At 64.1% G+C, this 18,610-nt stretch carries 16 protein-coding genes; 9 read left to right on the top strand and 7 right to left on the bottom strand.

Annotated elements, in window-relative coordinates:
* Positions 1-15 precede the first annotated feature (15 nt).
* The 5 genes from O7A61_RS16230 to O7A61_RS16210 all read left to right on the top strand — a co-directional run bounded on the left by O7A61_RS16230 (position 16) and on the right by O7A61_RS16210 (position 5,922).
* Complete coding sequence (locus O7A61_RS16230) at positions 16-708, top strand: HAD-IA family hydrolase (RefSeq protein WP_442921078.1); 693 nt, start codon at positions 16-18, stop codon at positions 706-708.
* A 66-nt stretch (positions 709-774) separates the two neighbouring features.
* Positions 775-2,385 carry an ABC transporter substrate-binding protein gene (locus O7A61_RS16225; protein WP_337130628.1) on the top strand — a complete coding sequence of 537 codons (1,611 nt, stop codon included), beginning with the start codon at positions 775-777 and terminating at the stop codon, positions 2,383-2,385.
* A gap of 86 nt (positions 2,386-2,471) precedes the next feature.
* The gene (locus O7A61_RS16220) at positions 2,472-3,422 is read left to right on the top strand and encodes an ABC transporter permease (RefSeq protein ID WP_337130627.1); all 951 of its coding nucleotides are present in this window, start codon (positions 2,472-2,474) and stop codon (positions 3,420-3,422) included.
* A complete protein-coding gene (locus O7A61_RS16215) occupies positions 3,419-4,270 on the top strand; it encodes an ABC transporter permease (RefSeq protein WP_337107376.1) in 852 nt (283 codons plus the stop codon). The genes O7A61_RS16220 and O7A61_RS16215 overlap by 4 nt, the downstream gene beginning before the upstream one ends.
* Positions 4,267-5,922, top strand: a complete 1,656-nt coding sequence (locus O7A61_RS16210) for an ABC transporter ATP-binding protein (RefSeq protein ID WP_337130626.1) — start codon at positions 4,267-4,269, stop codon at positions 5,920-5,922. The genes O7A61_RS16215 and O7A61_RS16210 overlap by 4 nt, the downstream gene beginning before the upstream one ends.
* A gap of 64 nt (positions 5,923-5,986) precedes the next feature.
* On the opposite strand, the gene O7A61_RS16205 is transcribed toward O7A61_RS16210, so the two are convergent.
* Positions 5,987-7,732 carry an oxidoreductase gene (locus tag O7A61_RS16205; RefSeq protein ID WP_337130641.1) on the bottom strand — a complete coding sequence of 582 codons (1,746 nt, stop codon included), beginning with the start codon at positions 7,730-7,732 and terminating at the stop codon, positions 5,987-5,989.
* Between O7A61_RS16205 and O7A61_RS16200 the strand changes: the two genes are divergently transcribed.
* Entirely contained in the window at positions 7,691-7,879 is a 189-nt protein-coding gene (locus O7A61_RS16200) for a hypothetical protein (RefSeq protein ID WP_337130644.1), read from the top strand. The genes O7A61_RS16205 and O7A61_RS16200 overlap by 42 nt on opposite strands.
* Positions 7,880-8,127: 248 nt before the next feature.
* Positions 8,128-9,069, top strand: coding sequence for a LysR substrate-binding domain-containing protein (locus tag O7A61_RS16195; RefSeq protein WP_337130625.1), 942 nt, complete (start codon positions 8,128-8,130; stop codon positions 9,067-9,069).
* Positions 9,070-9,090: 21 nt separating this feature from the next.
* Here the strand turns inward: O7A61_RS16195 and O7A61_RS16190 are convergent, their stop codons facing one another.
* A complete protein-coding gene (locus tag O7A61_RS16190) occupies positions 9,091-9,567 on the bottom strand; it encodes an Lrp/AsnC family transcriptional regulator (protein WP_320212843.1) in 477 nt (158 codons plus the stop codon).
* A gap of 223 nt (positions 9,568-9,790) precedes the next feature.
* On the opposite strand from O7A61_RS16190, the gene O7A61_RS16185 reads away from it, so the two are divergent.
* A complete protein-coding gene (locus O7A61_RS16185; protein WP_337130624.1) occupies positions 9,791-11,116 on the top strand; it encodes an NAD(P)/FAD-dependent oxidoreductase in 1,326 nt (441 codons plus the stop codon).
* Between the two features lie 16 nt (positions 11,117-11,132).
* Here the strand turns inward: O7A61_RS16185 and O7A61_RS16180 are convergent, their stop codons facing one another.
* The 5 genes from O7A61_RS16180 to O7A61_RS16160 all read right to left on the bottom strand — a co-directional run bounded on the left by O7A61_RS16180 (position 11,133) and on the right by O7A61_RS16160 (position 17,866).
* On the bottom strand, positions 11,133-12,500 hold the full coding sequence (locus O7A61_RS16180) for an FAD/NAD(P)-dependent oxidoreductase (RefSeq protein ID WP_337130623.1): 1,368 nt from the start codon (positions 12,498-12,500) through the stop codon (positions 11,133-11,135).
* Positions 12,497-12,805 carry a (2Fe-2S)-binding protein gene (locus O7A61_RS16175; RefSeq protein WP_337130622.1) on the bottom strand — a complete coding sequence of 103 codons (309 nt, stop codon included), beginning with the start codon at positions 12,803-12,805 and terminating at the stop codon, positions 12,497-12,499. The genes O7A61_RS16180 and O7A61_RS16175 overlap by 4 nt, the downstream gene beginning before the upstream one ends.
* Positions 12,802-14,787, bottom strand: coding sequence for a hydantoinase B/oxoprolinase family protein (locus O7A61_RS16170; protein WP_337130621.1), 1,986 nt, complete (start codon positions 14,785-14,787; stop codon positions 12,802-12,804). The genes O7A61_RS16175 and O7A61_RS16170 overlap by 4 nt, the downstream gene beginning before the upstream one ends.
* Before the next feature lie 5 nt (positions 14,788-14,792).
* Positions 14,793-16,871: a hydantoinase/oxoprolinase family protein gene (locus O7A61_RS16165; protein WP_337130619.1), complete on the bottom strand. Its 2,079-nt coding sequence runs from the start codon at positions 16,869-16,871 to the stop codon at positions 14,793-14,795.
* A gap of 89 nt (positions 16,872-16,960) precedes the next feature.
* Positions 16,961-17,866 (bottom strand): LysR family transcriptional regulator, encoded by a 906-nt coding sequence (locus O7A61_RS16160; protein WP_337130618.1) that lies wholly within the window; start codon positions 17,864-17,866, stop codon positions 16,961-16,963.
* Positions 17,867-17,968: 102 nt separating this feature from the next.
* On the opposite strand from O7A61_RS16160, the gene O7A61_RS16155 reads away from it, so the two are divergent.
* Positions 17,969-18,610, top strand: a 642-nt coding sequence (locus O7A61_RS16155) for an NAD(P)/FAD-dependent oxidoreductase (protein ID WP_337130617.1), incomplete at its 3' end; no start/stop codon positions are given.

Genomic DNA, 18,610 nt, shown 5'->3' with positions numbered 1-18,610 from the left:
AGCGAATTCAAATACATGACCTTCGATGTGGTCGGCACGCTGATCGACTTCGAAGGCGGCATAACGACCTGCCTGGCTGGCATTGCCGCCGAGGCCGGCGTCTCGATCGACGGCGAAGAGGCTCTCGCCCTCTATCGGCAGGCGCGTTACATGCCTGGGGTGGGGTTGTTCCCGGACGATCTCGTGCGCGTCTACATGATCATCGCGCCGCGGCTCGGCCTGCCGACCGAAGAGAAATATGGTATTCGCCTGCGGGATTCGGCCAGTGTCTGGAAAGGCTTCCCCGACAGCGCGACGGCATTGGCCGACCTTGCGAAGTCGCACAAGCTAATCGCCATGACCAATGCCCGGCGCTGGGCGCTGGAGCATTTCGAGAAGCAGCTCGGATCGCCCTTCTTCGCCACCTTCACCGCCGACGACACAGGCACCGAGAAACCGGACCCGGCCTTCTTCCAGAAAGTTTTCGATTTCGTGGCGTCCCGCGGCGACAGCAAGGACGACATCCTGCATGTCGCGCAAAGCCAGCACCACGACATCGGCATATCCCGGGCGCTTGGCATGACCAATTGCTGGATCGAGCGCCGGCACGCCCAGAAGGGCTATGGCGGCACGATCGAGCCCGAACGCTTCACCAAGCCGGACTACCACTTCACCTCGATGGCCAGCTTGGCGGCGGCCGTGCGGGGAAGCCTGAAGGAACGAACCTGAGCCAAGCCGGAAAGCTCGCAGCAAGACGGGCATCCGGACCGAGAAACCAACAGAAAGGGGAATGACATGACCGACAAGATCACCAACTGGACCAGCGCAGACGATGCCATGGTCGAAAGCGCCATTCGGCGGGGCGCGAACCGCCGCGAACTCCTCAAGATGCTGTTGGCCGGCGGCGCCGCTGTTGCCGCGGGCGGCGTGGTGCTCGGCCGAGCGACCCAAGCCGTCGCCGCCACGCCCGTTTCCGGCGGAAATTTAAAGGCGGCCGGCTGGTCGTCCTCGACCGCCGACACGCTCGACCCGGCAAAGGCGTCGCTCTCCACCGACTATGTCCGCTGCTGCTCGCTCTATAACCGCCTGACCTTCCTCGACAAGGATGGCAAGACGCAGATGGAGTTGGCCGAGAGTTTCGACAGCAAGGACGCCAAGACCTGGACCGTGAAGCTGCGCAAGGGCGTCACCTTCCACGACGGCAAGGACCTCACCGCCGAAGACGTCATCTTCTCGCTGAAGCGCCATCTCGACAAGGCGGTCGGCTCCAAGGTCGCCAAGATCGCAGCGCAGATGACCGGCTTCAAGGCGGTCGACAAATCGACCGTCGAAATCACCCTCGCCGATCCGAATGCCGACCTTCCGACCATCCTGGCATTGCATCACTTTATGATCGTGGCGGATGGCACCACCGATTTTTCCAAGGGCAACGGCACGGGCGCCTTCGTTCTCCAGACGTTCGAACCGGGCGTGCGATCGGTCGTCACCAAGAACAAAAACTACTGGAAGTCGGGCAAGCCCTATTTGGACTCGTTCGAATTCATTGCCATCAGCGACGACAGTGCCCGCGTCAATGCGCTCTTGTCAGGGGACATCAATTTCGCGGCCTCGATCAATCCGCGCGCCATGAAGCTCATCGGGGGCCAGCCGGGCTTTGAACTCTCGAAGACGACTTCGGGCAACTACACGGATCTCAACATCCGCCTCGACACGGATCCGGGCAGCAAGGCCGACTTCGTGGCCGGCATGAAGTATCTCGTCAACCGCGAGCAGATCGTCAAATCGGCATTGCGCGGCCTCGGTGAAATCGGCAACGACCAGCCTGTCTCGCCGGCGAACATCTTCCACAATGCCGACCTCAAGCCGAAAGCTTTCGACCCGGACAAGGCGAAGTTCCACTTTCAGAAGGCGGGCCTGCTTGGCCAGTCCATCCCCGTGATCGCCTCCGACGCCGCGACCTCGTCGATCGACATGGCTGTCATCATCCAGGCCGCCGGCGCGGATATCGGCATGAAGCTCGACGTCCAGCGGGTCCCCTCCGACGGCTACTGGGACAATTACTGGCTGAAAGCGCCGATTCACTTCGGCAACATCAATCCGCGTCCGACGCCGGACATCCTGTTCTCGCTCCTCTACGCCTCGAACGCGCCCTGGAACGAAAGCCAGTACAAGTCCGAGAAGTTCGACAAGTTGCTTGTTGAGGCGCGTGGCTCGCTCGACCAGGCCAAGCGCAAGGAAATCTACAACCAGATGCAGGTCATGGTCTCCGAGGAGGCCGGCACCATCATCCCGGCCTACATTTCCAACGTCGATGCCCTTTCCAGCAAGGTGAAGGGTTTGGAAGCGAACCCGCTTGGTGGCATGATGGGCTACGCAATGGCGGAACACCTTTGGCTCGAAGCCTGAGAGGGTCCTGCCAGGGACCGGACAGCCGGTCCCTGGCACCTATTGCGCAACACGGCTTGGCCGAACGCAACCGCAGGAGCGCTTCCATGACGTCTGGGGTTCTCAACCTCGTGCTGAAGCGGCTGGCGGTCGCGGTCGTCACCCTTCTGATCGTCCTGTTCGCCGTGTTTTTCGCCACCAGCATGCTGCCTGGCGACACTGCGTCTATCTTGCTCGGCCAGGCGGCGACCCCCGAAGCGGTCGCCGGCCTGCGCGAGGCCATGCATCTCAACGATCCGGCGATCCTGCGCTTCTTGCGCTGGCTGGTAGGCTTGCTCCACGGCGAACTCGGCACTTCCTATGCCAATGAAATGCCGGTCGCGAAGCTGATCGGCGGGCGCTTCGTCAACACAATGGAGCTCGCCGGCATCACCACGCTGCTCTCGGTGCCGCTGGCGCTGACGCTCGGCATCACCGCTGCGATGCTGCGGGGTTCCATCTACGACCGCACCGTCACCATCCTTTCGATCGGCATCATCTCCGTGCCGGAGTTCATGGTCGCGACGCTGGCTGTGCTGCTCTTTGCCGTCTATCTCAAATGGCTGCCGGCGCTGTCTTCGGTCAACGAGGCGCATTCGCTGACCGACCTCGTGCGGATCTACGCCATGCCCGTGATTACGCTTACCTTCGTCATCTCCGCCCAGATGATCCGCATGACCCGCGCCGCGGTGATCGAAACGCTCTCCACGCCTTATGTCGAGATGGCGCTTCTCAAGGGTGCTTCGCGCAGCCGCATGGTGCTGAGGCACGCGCTTCCCAACGCTCTAGGCCCGATCGTCAATGCAGTCGCGCTCTCGCTTTCCTACCTGGTCGGCGGCGTCATTATCGTGGAGACGATCTTCAACTATCCCGGCATCGCCAAGCTGATGGTGGATGCGGTGGCGACCCGCGACCTGCCGCTGATCCAGAGCTGCGCAATGATCTTCTGCCTCGGTTATCTCCTGCTCATCACCGCCGCCGATATCGTCGCCATCATGTCCAACCCGAGGCTCAGATGATGGGCGCACGCGTGGCAGCCTCCCGCCGGTCCTTCCTCGGCCACAGCTACAATCTCGTGGGCGTCGTCGCCGCGCTGGTCATCCTGGCGTGGACGCTGATCGCCATCTTCGCGCCCATCATCATCCCCCATTCGATCGGCGACATCGTCGACGACGACTATTTCGGCCCGATGCGCCAGGGGCTGTGGCTCGGCTCGGACTATCTGGGGCGCGACATGCTCTCGCGGGTGTTGATGGGCGCGCGCTATACCGTCGGCATATCGCTCGCCGCTGTCGTCATCGCCTGCTTTTCCGGTGTCGTGCTCGGCATGATCGCGGCCGTCACCGGCGGCTGGCTCGACACCTGCCTCAGCCGCTTCCTGGACGCCATGAACTCCATCCCCAGCAAGCTGTTCGGCCTTGTGGTCGTTGCAGCGGTCGGCTCATCGATCCCAGTGCTGATCCTGACGCTCGCCGTCATCTACACCCCGGGCGCATACCGCTTCGCGCGGGCGCTCGCCGTCAACATCAACACCATGGACTTCATGACCGTCGCCCGTGTCCGTGGCGAAAGCACCATCTATCTCACCGGGTCCGAGATCCTGCCCAACATCATCCGCCCGGTGCTGGCCGATTTCGGCCTGCGCTTCGTCTTCATCGTGCTGTTGCTCTCCGGCCTGTCCTTCCTCGGGCTTGGGCTGCAGCCGCCACTCGCCGACTGGGGCGCGCTGGTGCGCGAGAACATCGGCGGCCTGCCTTTCGCCGCGCCCGCCGTCATCGTGCCCTCGTTGGCGATCGCCAGCCTCACCATCAGCGTCAACCTGCTGATCGACAATTTGCCGAAGAAGATCAGGGACCGGGACGCATGACCAATCTCGTCGAGGTCAGAAACCTGAGGATCGAGGCGACGACCGACGCCGGGCGGATTGTCGAAATCATCAAGGGCGTCAGCCTCGATATAGCCGACGGCGAGATCGTCGCCCTCATCGGCGAGAGCGGCTCCGGCAAGACGACAGTGGCGCTCTCGCTCATGGGGCACGCCCGGCCAGGCTGCCGGATCACCGGCGGCGAGATCAACGTCAACGGCAAGAACATGGCGACACTTTCCGAAAAGGAGCGTGCCAAACTACGCGGCACCGATATCGCCTATGTTCCGCAAAGTGCCGCCGCGTCCTTCAACCCCTCGTCCACGATCATGGAGCAGGTGATCGAGGTTACGCGGATCCACAAACTGATGCCTCCCGAGCAGGCTCGAAAGCGCGCGGTCAAGTTGTTCAAGGCCTTGTCGCTGCCGGATCCCAATGGGATCGGCGCCCGTTATCCGCATCAGGTTTCAGGCGGACAATTGCAGCGGCTGTCGGCGGCCATGGCGCTCATCGGTGATCCCAAGCTGGTCATCTTCGACGAGCCGACGACGGCACTCGACGTGACGACACAAATCGACGTGCTGAAGGCGTTCAAGTCGGTCATGCGGGCGGGTGGCATAGCGGGTGTCTACGTTTCGCACGACCTCGCGGTCGTCGCCCAGATCGCCGACCACATCGTTGTGCTCAAGGGGGGCGAAGTGCAGGAGACCGGCACCACGGCTCAAATCCTTTCGGCTGCCCAGCACCCCTACACGCGCGAACTGTTGGCCGCGTTCGAACCGAAGCGCCGGCAAGCGCATGCGGACGCGGATGCGGTAACCAAACAGCTGCTGCGCATCGACAATTTGACGGCCGGCTACGGCGCGGTTCGGGATGACGGACTGCCCCTCATCCGCGCCGTCAACGCCGTCAGCCTGGTCGTGGAGAAGGGGCGCAATCTCGGCATCATCGGCGAATCCGGCTGCGGAAAGTCGACGCTGGCGCGGGTGATCGCCGGTATCCATCCGGCGGCGGCCGGCGAGATCGTCTTCGACGGCAGGGAACTGCAGCGCGCGGCGGGAAAACGCAGCCAGGACCAGCTGCGCGAGATGCAGATCGTGTTCCAGTATGCCGATACGGCGCTCAATCCGGCCAGGCCGGTGGAAGACATCATCGCCCGGCCCCTGGCGTTCTATCACGGGCTCGACAGGCGGACGCGGTCGAAGCGTGTCGACGAACTGCTCGACATGGTGCGCCTGCCCAAGACACTGCGCTACCGCCATCCATCCGAACTCTCCGGCGGCCAGAAGCAGCGGGTGAACTTCGCGCGCGCGCTGGCGGCCGACCCCAAGCTGATCATCTGCGATGAAATCACCTCGGCACTCGACACAGTGGTGGCGGCCGCGGTGATCGAGCTTCTCAAGGAGCTGCAGCGCGAGTTGGGGCTGTCCTATATTTTCATCAGCCATGACCTCTCGGTCGTTGAGGCCATCTGCGACGAGATCATGGTCATGTACAATGGCGAGCGGGTGGAGCAGATCACGCCCGACAAGGTGAAGGCAGCCACCCATCCCTATTCCAAGCTGCTGTTCTCGTCGGTGCCGAAGCTGGATCCGACCTGGCTCGACGGCCTCGTCCGCGACCCCGAACTCGTCAGCCAATACGGCCACCGCTAGGGCAATTCGGGAACGGGCTGAGCAGCGGCATCGAGGACAGCCAGCATGCCGGCTTTCACCCGCTCTACAATTGCGAGCAGAGCCGGTAGGCTTCATAGATCGACGAGTAGATATCCCGGCTGGCAACCGCATCTCCAATCCGGTGCAAGACGAACGATCCAGCAGCGGGGGGATCACCCTTTGTCTTCGTTCCCGTCATGAGTGCGATGTCGGTGACGCCATTGTTGGCGGAGCGCGCACGCAATTCCTGGTAGATATCTTCCATGGGCGCCGTGCCGCGCTCTACAATGAGTTGGGCTGACGTCATTTCCGTTTCCGCGCCGGTGAGTTCATGCCGGAACATGGCGGCGATCCCGTTGCCTTGGCCTACCGCCTTGACTAGGCGCACGTCGCTGACAACCCGGATGCCGAGTTCCGAGGCAAGTTTGCGGAAACTCACCCTGTCCGGATAGGGTGTCTCGATCGCCAAGGTATCGTCCGCTATGGCCAGGCTGACCACGCGTCCCAGGCGGGCAAGATGCAGGGCGCAGGAAATGGCGGCCTGGCGTCCGGTCTCATCGTAGATGAGCACATCGCCCTTCGCCGGCACGACGCCGGTCAAGACGTCCCAGACGCTGTCGCAATGTTCGGCGCCCTCCAGCCATTCCATGTCCGGAACGCCGCCGGTGGCAACGATCACCGCGTCCGGCTTCTCGGCCAGGACGATCCCTGCGTCCGCATAGGTGTTGAGACGGACGTCCACGCCGAGGCGGGCGAGTTCATCGACGCGCCAATCGACTATGCCTATGAGATTCTTGCGGTCGACGGCGGAGGCCGCAACGAGCACCTGCCCGCCGAGCCGCGCTCCGGCTTCAAGCAGGCAGACTTTGTGCCCGCGCTCGGCGGCGACCCTTGCCGCTTCCATTCCACCCGGCCCGCCGCCGACCACGACCACACGTTTAGGCGTTTCGGCCCCGGCGATGGCATGGCTGATGATCGTTTCATGGCCGCTGGCTGGATTGTGAACGCACTGCACCTTCTTGTAGAGGCAGTAGGAAGCGCCGACGCACGGGCGAATGCGGTCTTCTTCTCCCCGCATCAGCTTGTTGACGATATGCGGATCGGCGATATGCGCCCGCGTCATGCCGACCAGGTCGACAAGGTTCTCGCGGATGGCATGCCTGGCCGTGGCTACATCCCTAATGGCCGCGGCGTGGATGACAGGCAGTCGGATCTCCCGCTTGAACTGCCCAACCAGCGGCAGAAACGGCGCGCTGCGGGTGAACATGCCAGGCATGTTCTGCTCGGCCAGGGACAGGTCGGTGTCCATGCGGCCAAAGATGCAATTGAAGAAATCGATATGGCCTTCCCGCTCGAACAACCGGGCGAAAGCGACGCATTCCTCGAAATCCGATCCGTCATCGACCGCCTCGTCGATGACGAACCGAATGCCGACCGCGAAATCGTCGCCAACTGCCTGGCGAATCGCCTCATGAACCATCAGGCCGAAGCGCGCGCGATTTTCGAGCGAGCCGCCAAATCCATCCATGCGTCTGTTGGTCCTGCGCGACAGGAATTGGCCGATCAGATGGCCGCCGGTGACGGTCTCGATGCCGTCCAGCCCACCGTCACGGCAACGCTTGGCGGCGCTTGCGTAATCCCTGACGATCCTGTCGATGTCGGCTGCATCCATCTCCTTCGGAAAGTTCCGGTTTCGCGTCTCGCGAACGCGTGACGGCGCCACCGGCGGGAGCCAGTTCCCGGCATAGGCGGTGGCGCGCCTGCCAAGATGCGAGACCTGGCACATGACGGCCGCGCCATGGCGATGGATTCGCTGCGACAGAGACTGAAGATGGGGGACGATGCGATCGCTCGAAAGGTCCAACTGACCGCCGCCCAGCTCGAGTCGGGCGAGGTCATCGCCGAGCCGCCCGCCATGGTCATCGCCAGGCCGCCGCGCGCTTTCTCCTCATGGTAGAGCTGGTAGCGCTCGAGCGGCAGGCCCCCTTCGTCCAGCATCGAGGCATGGCTGGTGCTGACGACGCGGTTGCGCAGCGTCAGACCCTTGAGCCGGAACGGCTGAAGCAGAGGATCGCCGGATGTGCTGTCTGCTCGAGATGCCGCGACGTTCACGTCCTGCTCCGTGCCATTCCTGAGAGTTATAGTCTGCCTTTTACGGGACTTCAGAAAGCTTGAAAATTGTTGGGGTGGCTATACGCTGGACGTATGGCTGGTTTTGCAAAACTCGTTCCTTCCGCGCGCGGACTTCTCGTTTTCGAGGCTGCTGTCCGGCTGGGCAGCTTCACGGCCGCCGCGCGGGAGTTCAACGTCACTCAACCATCCGTCAGCCGCAGCATCGCCCAGCTCGAAGCCGATTTTGGCGCCGCTCTGTTCACCCGGGCGCCAACGGGATTGGCCGCGACCCCGGAAGGGCGCGCCCTTTATTCGGCTGTACGGGAGGGGTTTGAAGGCATCGCGCAGGTGATCCGGGAGATCAGGCAGAACGGCGCTGCAAAGCCGCTGGTGACGCTTTCCCTTTCGAGTTCTCTGGCAACACACTGGTTTGTTCCCAGATTAGGAGCGTTCAACAACAGATTTCCTGATGTGGACCTAAGGTTCGAATTGATCGCCGGCGTTCTGCGAGGGCCTGCCGAGAATGTAGACCTTGCCACGAGAATCCTGACCGATGACGATACGCAGTATCACCGCTGGGCGTTTTCGCCAGAAATCATCGTTCCCGTATGCAGTCCATCCTATCTGTCGGCCCACGGTCGGTTGGTACATGCCGGAACCGGGAACGGTCATGTCCTGCTTCATCTTACAGACGCCAAGGAGCAGTGGCTGGACGCCTGGGGCAGTATAGCGGACCGCAAGACCAGCAGGGCGAAGTGGCTCGAGTTCTCGGACTACGCGGTCGTCCTTCAGGCAGCGATGAACGGGGAAGGCGTGGCGCTCGGCTGGCTCAGCAATGTTTCAGGGGCGCTGCTTCAGGGAACGCTTGTTCCGGCCTCGGACAGGCAGATCAAGACGGGCCGGATCCATCAACTGATTGCACCGCGCTCAAGGCCGGTACGGCCTGTCGTCTCTGATATCCGCGCCTGGATGATCGCTGAGATGCAAGCCGAATTGAAAGCATTGCACGCGATACTGCGGCCGGACATTTTGTAGCTGGCTGCCGGCGACCACTGACTACCTCGGGAACAGACTGGGCAGCGGCATGTGCGCCTTGACGATGGGAGATTTCAGCACCACGAAGCTGAAATACTTGTCGATGCCGATATCCATGTCGGTCAGCCGCTCCATGATCGTCTGGTATTCAGCGATGCCGGAGGTGACGAATTTCATCAGGTAGTCGTAGCCACCCGACACAAGGTGACATTCAATGACCTGCTCGATCTTGTCCACGACGGCGAGAAAACGAGCGAAGTCCACCTGGCGGTGGTTCTTCAAGGTGATTTCGGTGAAGACGGTCAATGTCTGGCCGAGCTTGCCAATGTTGACCTGCGCGGAATAGCCCTCGATGTAGCCCTCCGATTGCAGCCTCTTGACCCGCATCAGGCATGGGCTCGGCGATAGATGCACCACTTCCGCCAATTCCACGTTGGTGATGCGGCCGTTCTTCTGCAGTTCGTGAAGAATCTTGATATCGATCCGATCGAGTTTCACGGGTTGTCTCCGAGGAAGAGTGCCGCAGCACAAAATGCTGCCTTGCTGGTGACCCTCGACACTACCACAGCCCGCTGGGCTGTCCATCCGAGCGGATGCCGCTTGAAACGCACGGACTTTCGATTTCAACACGACTGCCGGAATAAAATTCTGCTCCGGCCACAACTGCAGCAGCGGCTGCCTGCGCAACACGCTAGATTGGAGCTTCAAGGCAGAGGGAATCATGCGCGCGCCGCTGCAGCAAATCGAAACGTCTGGCGAAGTACCGCAATCCGCTGATGTGGTGGTGATCGGCGCAGGCATCGTAGGTGTCTTCGCGGCCTACTATCTGGGTCGGCGTGGTCTCAACGTCGCGCTTGTCGAAAAGGGACGCATTGGCGCCGAGCAGTCCAGCAGAAACTGGGGATGGTGCCGCCAGCAGAACCGCGACGCCCGCGAGCTACCGATGGCAACCCGAAGCCTCGACCTGTGGGACAGCTTTGCGGCGGAGACCGGCGAAGACACCGGCTTTCGCCGTTGCGGGCTGCTTTATCTCAGCAATGACGAGGCGGAACTTGCCGGCTGGGCGCGTTGGCGTGATTTCGCCAGAACCGCCGGTGTTACCACGCACATGCTCGACAGCGCCGAGGCCACCGAGCGGGGCCGCGCCACCGGCCGGAGCTGGAGGGGCGGCGTCTTCTCGCCGGCCGACGGCACTGCCGATCCGTCGCGAGCGGCACCCGCGGTCGCCCGCGCCATCCTCAAGCTTGGGAGCACCATCCACCAGAATTGCGCGGCGCGCGGTATTGAGACCGAGGGCGGGCGACTGAGCGGCGTGATCACGGAATGTGGAACGATCCGGACCAAGGCCGCGGTCATGTCCGGTGGTGCATGGGCCTCCTCATTTTGCCACCAGTTCGGCTTCCGCTTCCCGCAGGCGTCGGTACGCTCGTCCATCCTGTCCCTCTCGCCCGGTGCGAAGGGCCTGCCGGATGCGCTGCACACCGCGAAGGTTTCGGCCACGCGCCGCGGCGATGGCGGCTATACGCTCGCCATAAGCGGGCGCGGACGCGTGGACGTGACGCCGCAGCAGCTGCGTTTCTCGTCGCAGTTCCTTCCCATGTTCCTGAAGCGCTGGCGAAGCCTCGGGCCTGGCGGGCTGCAAGGCATGCGTTCGGGCCACGAAACGCTGCAACGCTGGCAGCTCGACCGACAGACGCCGATGGAGCGGATGCGCATCCTCGATCCGGCTCCGGATCAGGGCACCATCCGGCTGACCCACGCCCGGGCGTTGGAGCTGCTGCCTGCATTTCGCCAGACCAGGGTCAGCGCGGCCTGGGCCGGCTACATCGACAGCACGCCGGACGGCGTGCCCGCCATCGGCGAGATCCATACCATTCCGGGTTTCTTCCTCGCCGCCGGGTTTTCGGGGCACGGCTTCGGCATCGGACCGGGCGCCGGGCACCTCGTTGCCGATCTGGTGACCGGGTCGGAACCGATCGTCGATCCGACATCCTATGACCCGCGCCGCTTCGACGCTTCGGTATGGGGCAAGGTCGCCGACTTCTAGGTCCGACGAAACCGTATCAGTCTTCCCGGAGGAAGGCGCCGATGGGTGCTGGCCGGACAGGGGCTTGCGCGCGAAACCTGCCGACGGCTTCGGGCATACAGCCGGTTTGCGCGGCGACGAGTTCAACGGCAGCCAACTGGCAATAGCGCCCCTGGCAGCGCCCCATGCCGGCGCGTGAAAGTGACTTCACCCTGTTGGCCTCGCCGCTTCCGAAATCCGTCCCCTCGCGCACGGCTACGGCAGTGACGTTCTCGCAACGGCAGACGATCGCCTCATCGGGCAGCGCCCGTACCATGGCCGCCGGCCAGGGAAAGGCGCGAGCCAGACCGCGGGCAAAGCGCTCGAGGCGCACGAGCTTGCGCAGATCGGCACTGACCGAGGGCGCCTGATATCCGATGTCGGCAAGGCACGCCGCCGCTGCAAGGCGCCCCGCAATCTCGGCGCCATCGGCACCGAGCAGGCGAACCCCATCGCCCGCAAGGTAGACGCCGTTGCCGGCCCGACCCATTTCGTCGGTCTTTGGCAGCCACTGTCGCCACTGCTCGTCATAGGTGAAGCCGCACCCCGCCAGATCGGCCAGATGGGTTTCGGCCCGCAGGTGCCAGCCCATGCCGATCATGTCGCAGGAAGTGAGCTGCTGCCGTCCGCTGGCATCGCGCCAGCGCAAGGCTGCGACGCCCTGCTGGTCGGCCTCGATCCGCTCCAGTGTCACACCCGCATGATAGCGGCGGCCGAGCCGCGCCCGCAGGGCCAGGCCGCGCAACGCAACGACCGGCCGGGCGGCAAGGCCTGGGAATCCCTGCAACTGCTGGTGCCAGGGAGACGTATCAAGCACCGCCGCCACGTCCGCTCCAGCCTTGACGAGCTGCGCGCCGACCAGCGTCAGCAAAGGCCCCGATCCCGCCAGGACGATCCGCCGCCCAAGGGCCACACCTTGCGCCTTGAGCGCGATTTGCGCCGCGCCAAGACTATAGACGCCGGCGTTCTGCCAGCCAGGCACCGGCGCGACACGGTCGGACGCGCCCGTGGCAAGGATCAGTCGATCACAGTCGACCACCTGCACGCCGCCCTCCCCCAGCACGTGCAACTGCCCTCCATGCACGGCGATGACAGAACTGCCTGCGCAACGGGTGAGTTGCCCGTCCTTGGCCAGGCGGTCGAAGAGCGCATGCAGCGCGCGCGCCTTCGCCGCTTCCGACCCGTAGAGCTGCTTTGGCGTGCGGACGAACCCGGCAGGCGGACGGCGATAAATCTGCCCGCCCGCGCGATGCCCTTCGTCAATCACCATCGGATGGAGTCCGGCCTCGACCAACGTGGCGGCGGCCCTGATGCCGGCGGGACCGGCACCCACGATCACGATCCGTGGCGGTGAGGCCCCGTTCAAGGCCAGCTCTCCGGCGGCGTCGTGCGCAAACGGAGACCCTCAGCGACAAGGGTTGTGCACGCGCGCAGACGCGGCTTCTCCTCCTCCTCCTGCCATATCCAGCAATCCTGGCACGCTCCCATCAGGCAGAACCCTGCGCGCGGCTCGGATCCGAACTCGGATTTTCGCAAGGCATGTCCCGAAGCCAGCATGGCGGTCAGCACAGTGTCGCCCGCCAGCGCGTGACGCATCTCGCCGTCGAGAAAGAACCGCACGTGTGCCCGGTCACGCTCGGCCAGCCGGACGATACGGCCGGCCGTGCTCATTCCGCTGCCTCTTGCAGCGGACGAGGACGCGGCAATTCGGGGAAGCGTTCGCAGACCGCATCGAAGGCTGCCTGAACGCCCTCCGGCCCGGAGCGTCCTTTCATACGCCGGAAGATCTCCGTCTTGGCGAAGAAGCGCCAATGGATCGGCAAGCCATCCAGAACCACATGAAGTTGGTCATAGGCCGCCGGCGTCCACTGCGCTTCGTAACCATCGCGCTCCGGACCGAAATGGAAATGAGTGACGGATGGCTTGTTCCCTGCGCGCAGCCGCTCCGTCGCCTGCTCATCGAGCTCGCCGCCGCGGATGACGACGCCATAGTCACGCTCGGCGGCTGTTGGCGAGAGATAGCCGCGCCGCACGTCCTGAACGACCCGCCAGGGCTCGCGCTGATGCGGATCGCCGCGCCCGCCGCCGCCGGCGGAGCGGATCTCGAGCATGTCGCCAGGCTGCAGGACCGCCGTGTCGATATTGCCCAGCCTGCGCTCGTGCTCGCCCCCCGGATTGACGACCATATCGGACAGGCCAGCAGCCTTGCCGCCCAGCACGCCCCAGGGTCGGAAGAAGCTGCGGTCGCGGTTGCGGGCCGTGATCCTGGAGTCCGGAGCAAAGACGCGGAAAGCCATTTCGGTCGCCAGCCCGCCGCGCCAGCGGCCCGCCCCGCCGCTGTCCCTGGCGAGCCCGTATTTAACGAACTCGACCGGGGTCTCGGTCTCGGTGATCTCTATGGGCGTGTTCTTGAGATAGGCGGCATCGGCACCCGATCCGTTGGTGCCATCGCGGTGCGGCATGGCACCGCCGCCGCCCACCACGGGGTTCACCGCCGCGATGACGCTCCGGCTGGTACGCTCATCCGTCGTCATGACGTTGATGATGCAATTGTTGCCGGCCGGAGCCGCAGGCAGGCGCTCGGGCACCGCTTGTGAGAACGCGCCGAAGATGACCGAGCGAAGCCGGGCGCAAGTGAGCGAGCGCATGCCGACGGCGGCGGGGTGGATCGGGTTCAGCACCGAACCTTCAGGGGTGATGCAGGTGAACGGACGAGTAAGGCCCGTGTTGAGCAGGATTTTCGAGTTGAGCGTATAGAGAACATAATAGACGCCCACCAGCAGCATGGTGTGGCGCGGGTCGCCGCCCGACGGCACATTGAGCGAGGAGCCGAGCTGCGGATCTGAGCCGGTGAAGTCGAGCACCGCCTCGTCGCCCCTGATCGTGAGTGTCAACTTAAGCCGGCACGGATTGGCCTCGACCGAATCCTCGTCCGCATAATCGGCGAATTCCCATGTGCCGTCGGGTATGGAGCGCAGCACGTCGCGCGCCTGCGCTTCCGCATGATCGAGAAGAGCGGCAACGCCTTCGATAAAGCCGGCCGTGCCGAACTTCCGCACCATTGCCTGGATCTTGCGCTCGCCGGTGTTGAGCGCGCCGACGAGCGCCTTGATGTCGCCGATGTTGAGATCTGGCTTGCGGACATTGGTGCTCATGATCCGCAGGATCATCTCGTCGAAGACGCCCTCGTTCACGAGCTTCATGGGAGGAAAGCGAATGCCTTCCTGATGGATTTCGGTCAGCGCACGGCTGAGCGAAGCCGGCACCGCCCCACCCATGTCGGTGTTGTGGATGTGGCCTCCGGTCCAGGCGACGATCTCGCCATCGACAAAGACCGGCTTCCACAGATGGGTGTCGGGTGCATGGGTGGCGACATAGCCTGAATAGGGATCGTTGGTGAAGGCAACGTCGCCAGGCCGGTAGTCGTCCACCATTGCGATCGCACGGCTATACGAAAGCCCGGGATACCAGGTGGCGCCGAGTTCCATGGGAACGGCGAAGGTCGCGCCCGAGCGGTCCATCAGCATCACCGTGAAGTCCTGCGTTTCCTTGACGAAGGCGGAATGCGCGGTGCGGTGTAGCGTGTGGGCCATGTTCTCGGCCGCCGCGCGGGCATGGTTCGCCAGAACCTGAAGGTTTGTCCGGTCAAACAAAGGCGTCACTCCGCGAAAGTCAGAAGAAGATTGAGGTGGCGATCGACCCGCGCCTGCACTCCGGCGGGAATGGCAAAGGTGGTGTCTTCCTGAACGACCACGGCAGGCCCTTGGAAGCTACTGCCAGGCACAAGAGTCTGCCGGTCGTGGAGGTCGACGGTCTCGACGCCCAGGCCTGTATAGACCGGAAGCTGGCGCGCCGGACTGGCGGAGACGTCGATCTCGTCGATCTCTGGAAAGGAGAGCGCCGGACCCGCGCCGACGGCGGACAGCCTGATGTTCACAAGCTCGATCTCGCCGTCCGGGTCGTGGAAATCGTAGAGCCGCTCATGGGTGCGGTGAAAGGCCTGCTCGATGGCCTCTGCGTCACTCTCCTCGAGCCATTCCGGCGAAAGGACGACCTCGATCTCATAGCTCTGACCGAGATAGCGCATATCGCAGGAGAAATTGAGCTCAGCGGCCGCGTCATGCCCCTGCACCGCGAGCCAGTCGCGGCCCTCGCTTGCGAGCGCCTCGAAAGCCGCGCGGATAATTGGGAGCGACGCGGCCGACAGCGGCGAGAAAATGGTGCGAATGAAATCTCCGCGCAGATCCGCCACCAGTCCGCCCAGTGCCGACACCACGCCGGGGCGTCGTGGCGCCATGACGCGCTTCATGCCGAGTTCGCGGGCGAGAAAGGCGCCAAGCATGGGGCCGCCGCCGCCAAAGGGCATCAGCGTGAAATCGCGCAAGTCGACGCCGGCGCGCGATGCGAGTTTCTCGACCTCGACGAACATCTCCGACACCGCGATGTCGAGGATCGCTTGCGCGGTCTGCTCGACCGGGCGGCCGAGTCGCCTCGCAAGCTCGCCCACCGCGCGATGCGCCAGCCCGGTATCGATGCTGAGTTGTCCATAGGCCATCTCGCTGTGACCGAGCCATCCGCATACCACCATGGCATCCGTCACGGTCGCCCGCTCGCCGCCGCGGCCGTAGCAAGCCGGTCCCGGCGTCGAGCCGGCCGACTCGGGCCCGACCCGCAACACCCCTTGAGCGTCGACGCTGGCGATCGAGCCGCCGCCGACGCCTATCGAACTCACCGACACGGAAGGGATATGGAGCGGAAACTCGCCGATCAGTTCGCCGGTGCCGAACTGTGGCCTACCGTCGATGATGAGTGCGAAGTCGGCCGAGGTTCCGCCGATGTCGAGGGTAAGGATCCTGTCGTCGCCGGCCTGACGCGCCAGCCACGCGGCGCCGATGACCCCTGAAGCCGTACCCGAAAGCAGCATGTTGACACAGGCCTGCTTGCCTTCGGCAGCGTTCATCAGCCCACCGTTCGACTTCGTCAGCATCGGACGGGCCGGCACGCCGCGGCTCTTCAACCGCTCTTCCAGCGCCGTCAGGTAGCCCGAGACACGCGGATGGACATAGCCGTTGAGGATGGCGGTGGAGCTGCGCTCGTATTCGCGAATGACCGGCCAGACCTCGGCCGAGGTGAAGACGAAGAGGTCGGGTGCGAGGCGCGCGATAGCAGACTTAACCGAGGCCTCCTGCGCGGCGTTGCGCCAGGAATGAAGGAAGGCCACGATGATACCTTGCGCCCCGTTCACCTTCGCCGCCGCGACCGCGCTTTCAACGGTTGCCACATCAGGTGCCTTGGTCTCGCTGCCATCGGCGCGCATGCGGGCCGGAATGCCGAACACCATGTCGCGCGAGATCAGCGGGTCCGGCCGAGAGCAGAACAGCGAATACATGTCCGGCATTCGAAGCCGAGCGAGCTCGATCACGTCCTCGAAGCCGGCATTGGTGAACAGCGCGAGCGGCGCGCCCTTGCGCTGGATGATCGTGTTGATGCCGACCGTCGTGCCGTGCACGAAGCGCGTCATATGCGTAGGATCAAAGCCCTCGCGCTCGGCCAGAAGGGCGAGACCGGTCATCAGCTCGGCGCCCGGATCCTCAGGCGTCGTCAGCACCTTCAGCGAGGCGACGCGTCCGGAGTTTACTTCAAGCGCGCAGAAATCGATAAAAGTCCCGCCGATGTCGACGCCGACCTTCCAGTCGGCTCTGTTCTGCGCCTCACCCGCCGTGATGACTCCATCCATGATGCGTCCCTTCCTGTCTGCCAACCAAAGCTGGCACGAGCGGATGGTGCGGGTCCAAGACGTATGACGGGCAAGAATATAAGTCCTACTTATGGTTTGGCGCGATGTTCATCCAGGACGATGGAACAGGCCGCGCGAATTTCGTCGCGCATCATCTCATCGGCCCGCGAAAGGGCTCGCGTCCGCGAGGTGAGAAGCGCGATCGGGAATTCCGGCCCGGCCGCGAGTGGCCTGACCGCGAGCCCAGCAAAATGATGCCATGGCAGCAGCGCATCGACCAAACCGATGCCCAGGCCGGCTTGGACGAAGCCGACTGCGGAGATGGACACGTCGATCTCCAGCGACGGCGAAAGCGCCACGCCTTGCGCCTGGGCCGCGCGGGCCAGTTCATCGGCAGGGCGGGTGTTGCCGCGATAGGATATCAACTCGTCCCCGACGAGGTCGGCGAGCGTCAGCTCGGCTTTCGCTTGCAGCGCGTGCCCGGCCGGCAGCAGACATACGAAGCCGAGTCTGCCGACCACCTCCGCCTCGATATCCGGAGGCAGCCGGTCGTCCATGGCCACGCCGAGGCTGGCATCGCCTGCGCGCAGCATGTCGACGATTGCCGAGATGGGCGCGCTATGGGCACGCAGCATTATGTTGGGATGCTGCGCCCGGAATTTGGTGAAGGCACGCGGCAATATCGCCATTGCCGGCGGCGGCGATGCCGCAACCCTCACCAGCCCTGCCCGACCCAGGCGCAGGTCGGTGGTCTTGCGGCGCAAGCCCTCAAGCCCCGCCGACAACCTCTCGGCATCGGGGAAGATCTCTAACGCCTCCGGGGTTGGTCGCAGACGGCCCTTCACCCGCTCGAACAGGGTGAAGCCGAGTTCGTCCTCGGCGTGGAGCAGGATCTGGCTGAGCGCAGGCTGGGAGATGTTCAGCATCCGCGCCGCAGCGGTCACGGTACCCGCGCGCATCACGGCGATGAACACTTCGAGCTGCCGGGCCCGCATGGCTGCTCCATAGGTAAAACTTATGGCTTCTGTCCAAACCCATCTTTGACGCAATAGCGCGGCGCGGACAAGATCGGCTGGGATTGATTGTTAGAGGGCGCTATGGATGTAGTCGTGCTGGGCGGCGGACTGATGGGGACGGCTTCGGCTTATTTCCTCGCCCGGCGCGGCGCGCGCGTGACGCTGATCGAGCGCAACCGGATCGGCACCGGGGCAACGGTCGCCTCCTTCGGCAACATCCGGCGCACGGGGCGTCATCTGTCGCAACTGCCGCTGGCCCATCGCTCGCTCAGGCTCTGGGGCGAGACCGAAAACATGCTTGGCCGCGACGTGGAATTCCGCGCCACCGGCCATATCCGGCTGATCTTCGATGAAGCCAGTCTCGCCGACATGCGAGCCTATGCCCAGACGGCGCGGCCCTGGGGGCTTGATCTGGAAGAACTCAGCCCGCGCGAGATTCACACCCGCTTTGCCGGTCTCGGCCCCAGCGCGATCGCGGCGTCGTTCTCGCCACATGACGGCAGCGGCAATCCGCGGCTCATCGCGCCTGCTTTTGCCGAAGCCGCCCGCAGGCTGGGCGCCGAAATCGTGGAGGAGGCGAAAGGCACGACGATCGGGCACACCGGATCCAGCTTCCTTGTCACCAGTTTAAAAGGCACATTCGCTGCCGAGTGCCTGCTTAACACCGCCGGCGCCTGGGGCGCGGGCATCGCCGCACAGTTCGGCGAAGCGGTGCCGCTCGAC

The sequence above is a fragment of the Mesorhizobium sp. Cs1321R2N1 genome (assembly GCF_037179725.1).
Lineage (GTDB): Bacteria > Pseudomonadota > Alphaproteobacteria > Rhizobiales > Rhizobiaceae > Mesorhizobium > Mesorhizobium salmacidum.
This window is presented reverse-complemented; position numbering and strand designations above follow the sequence as displayed.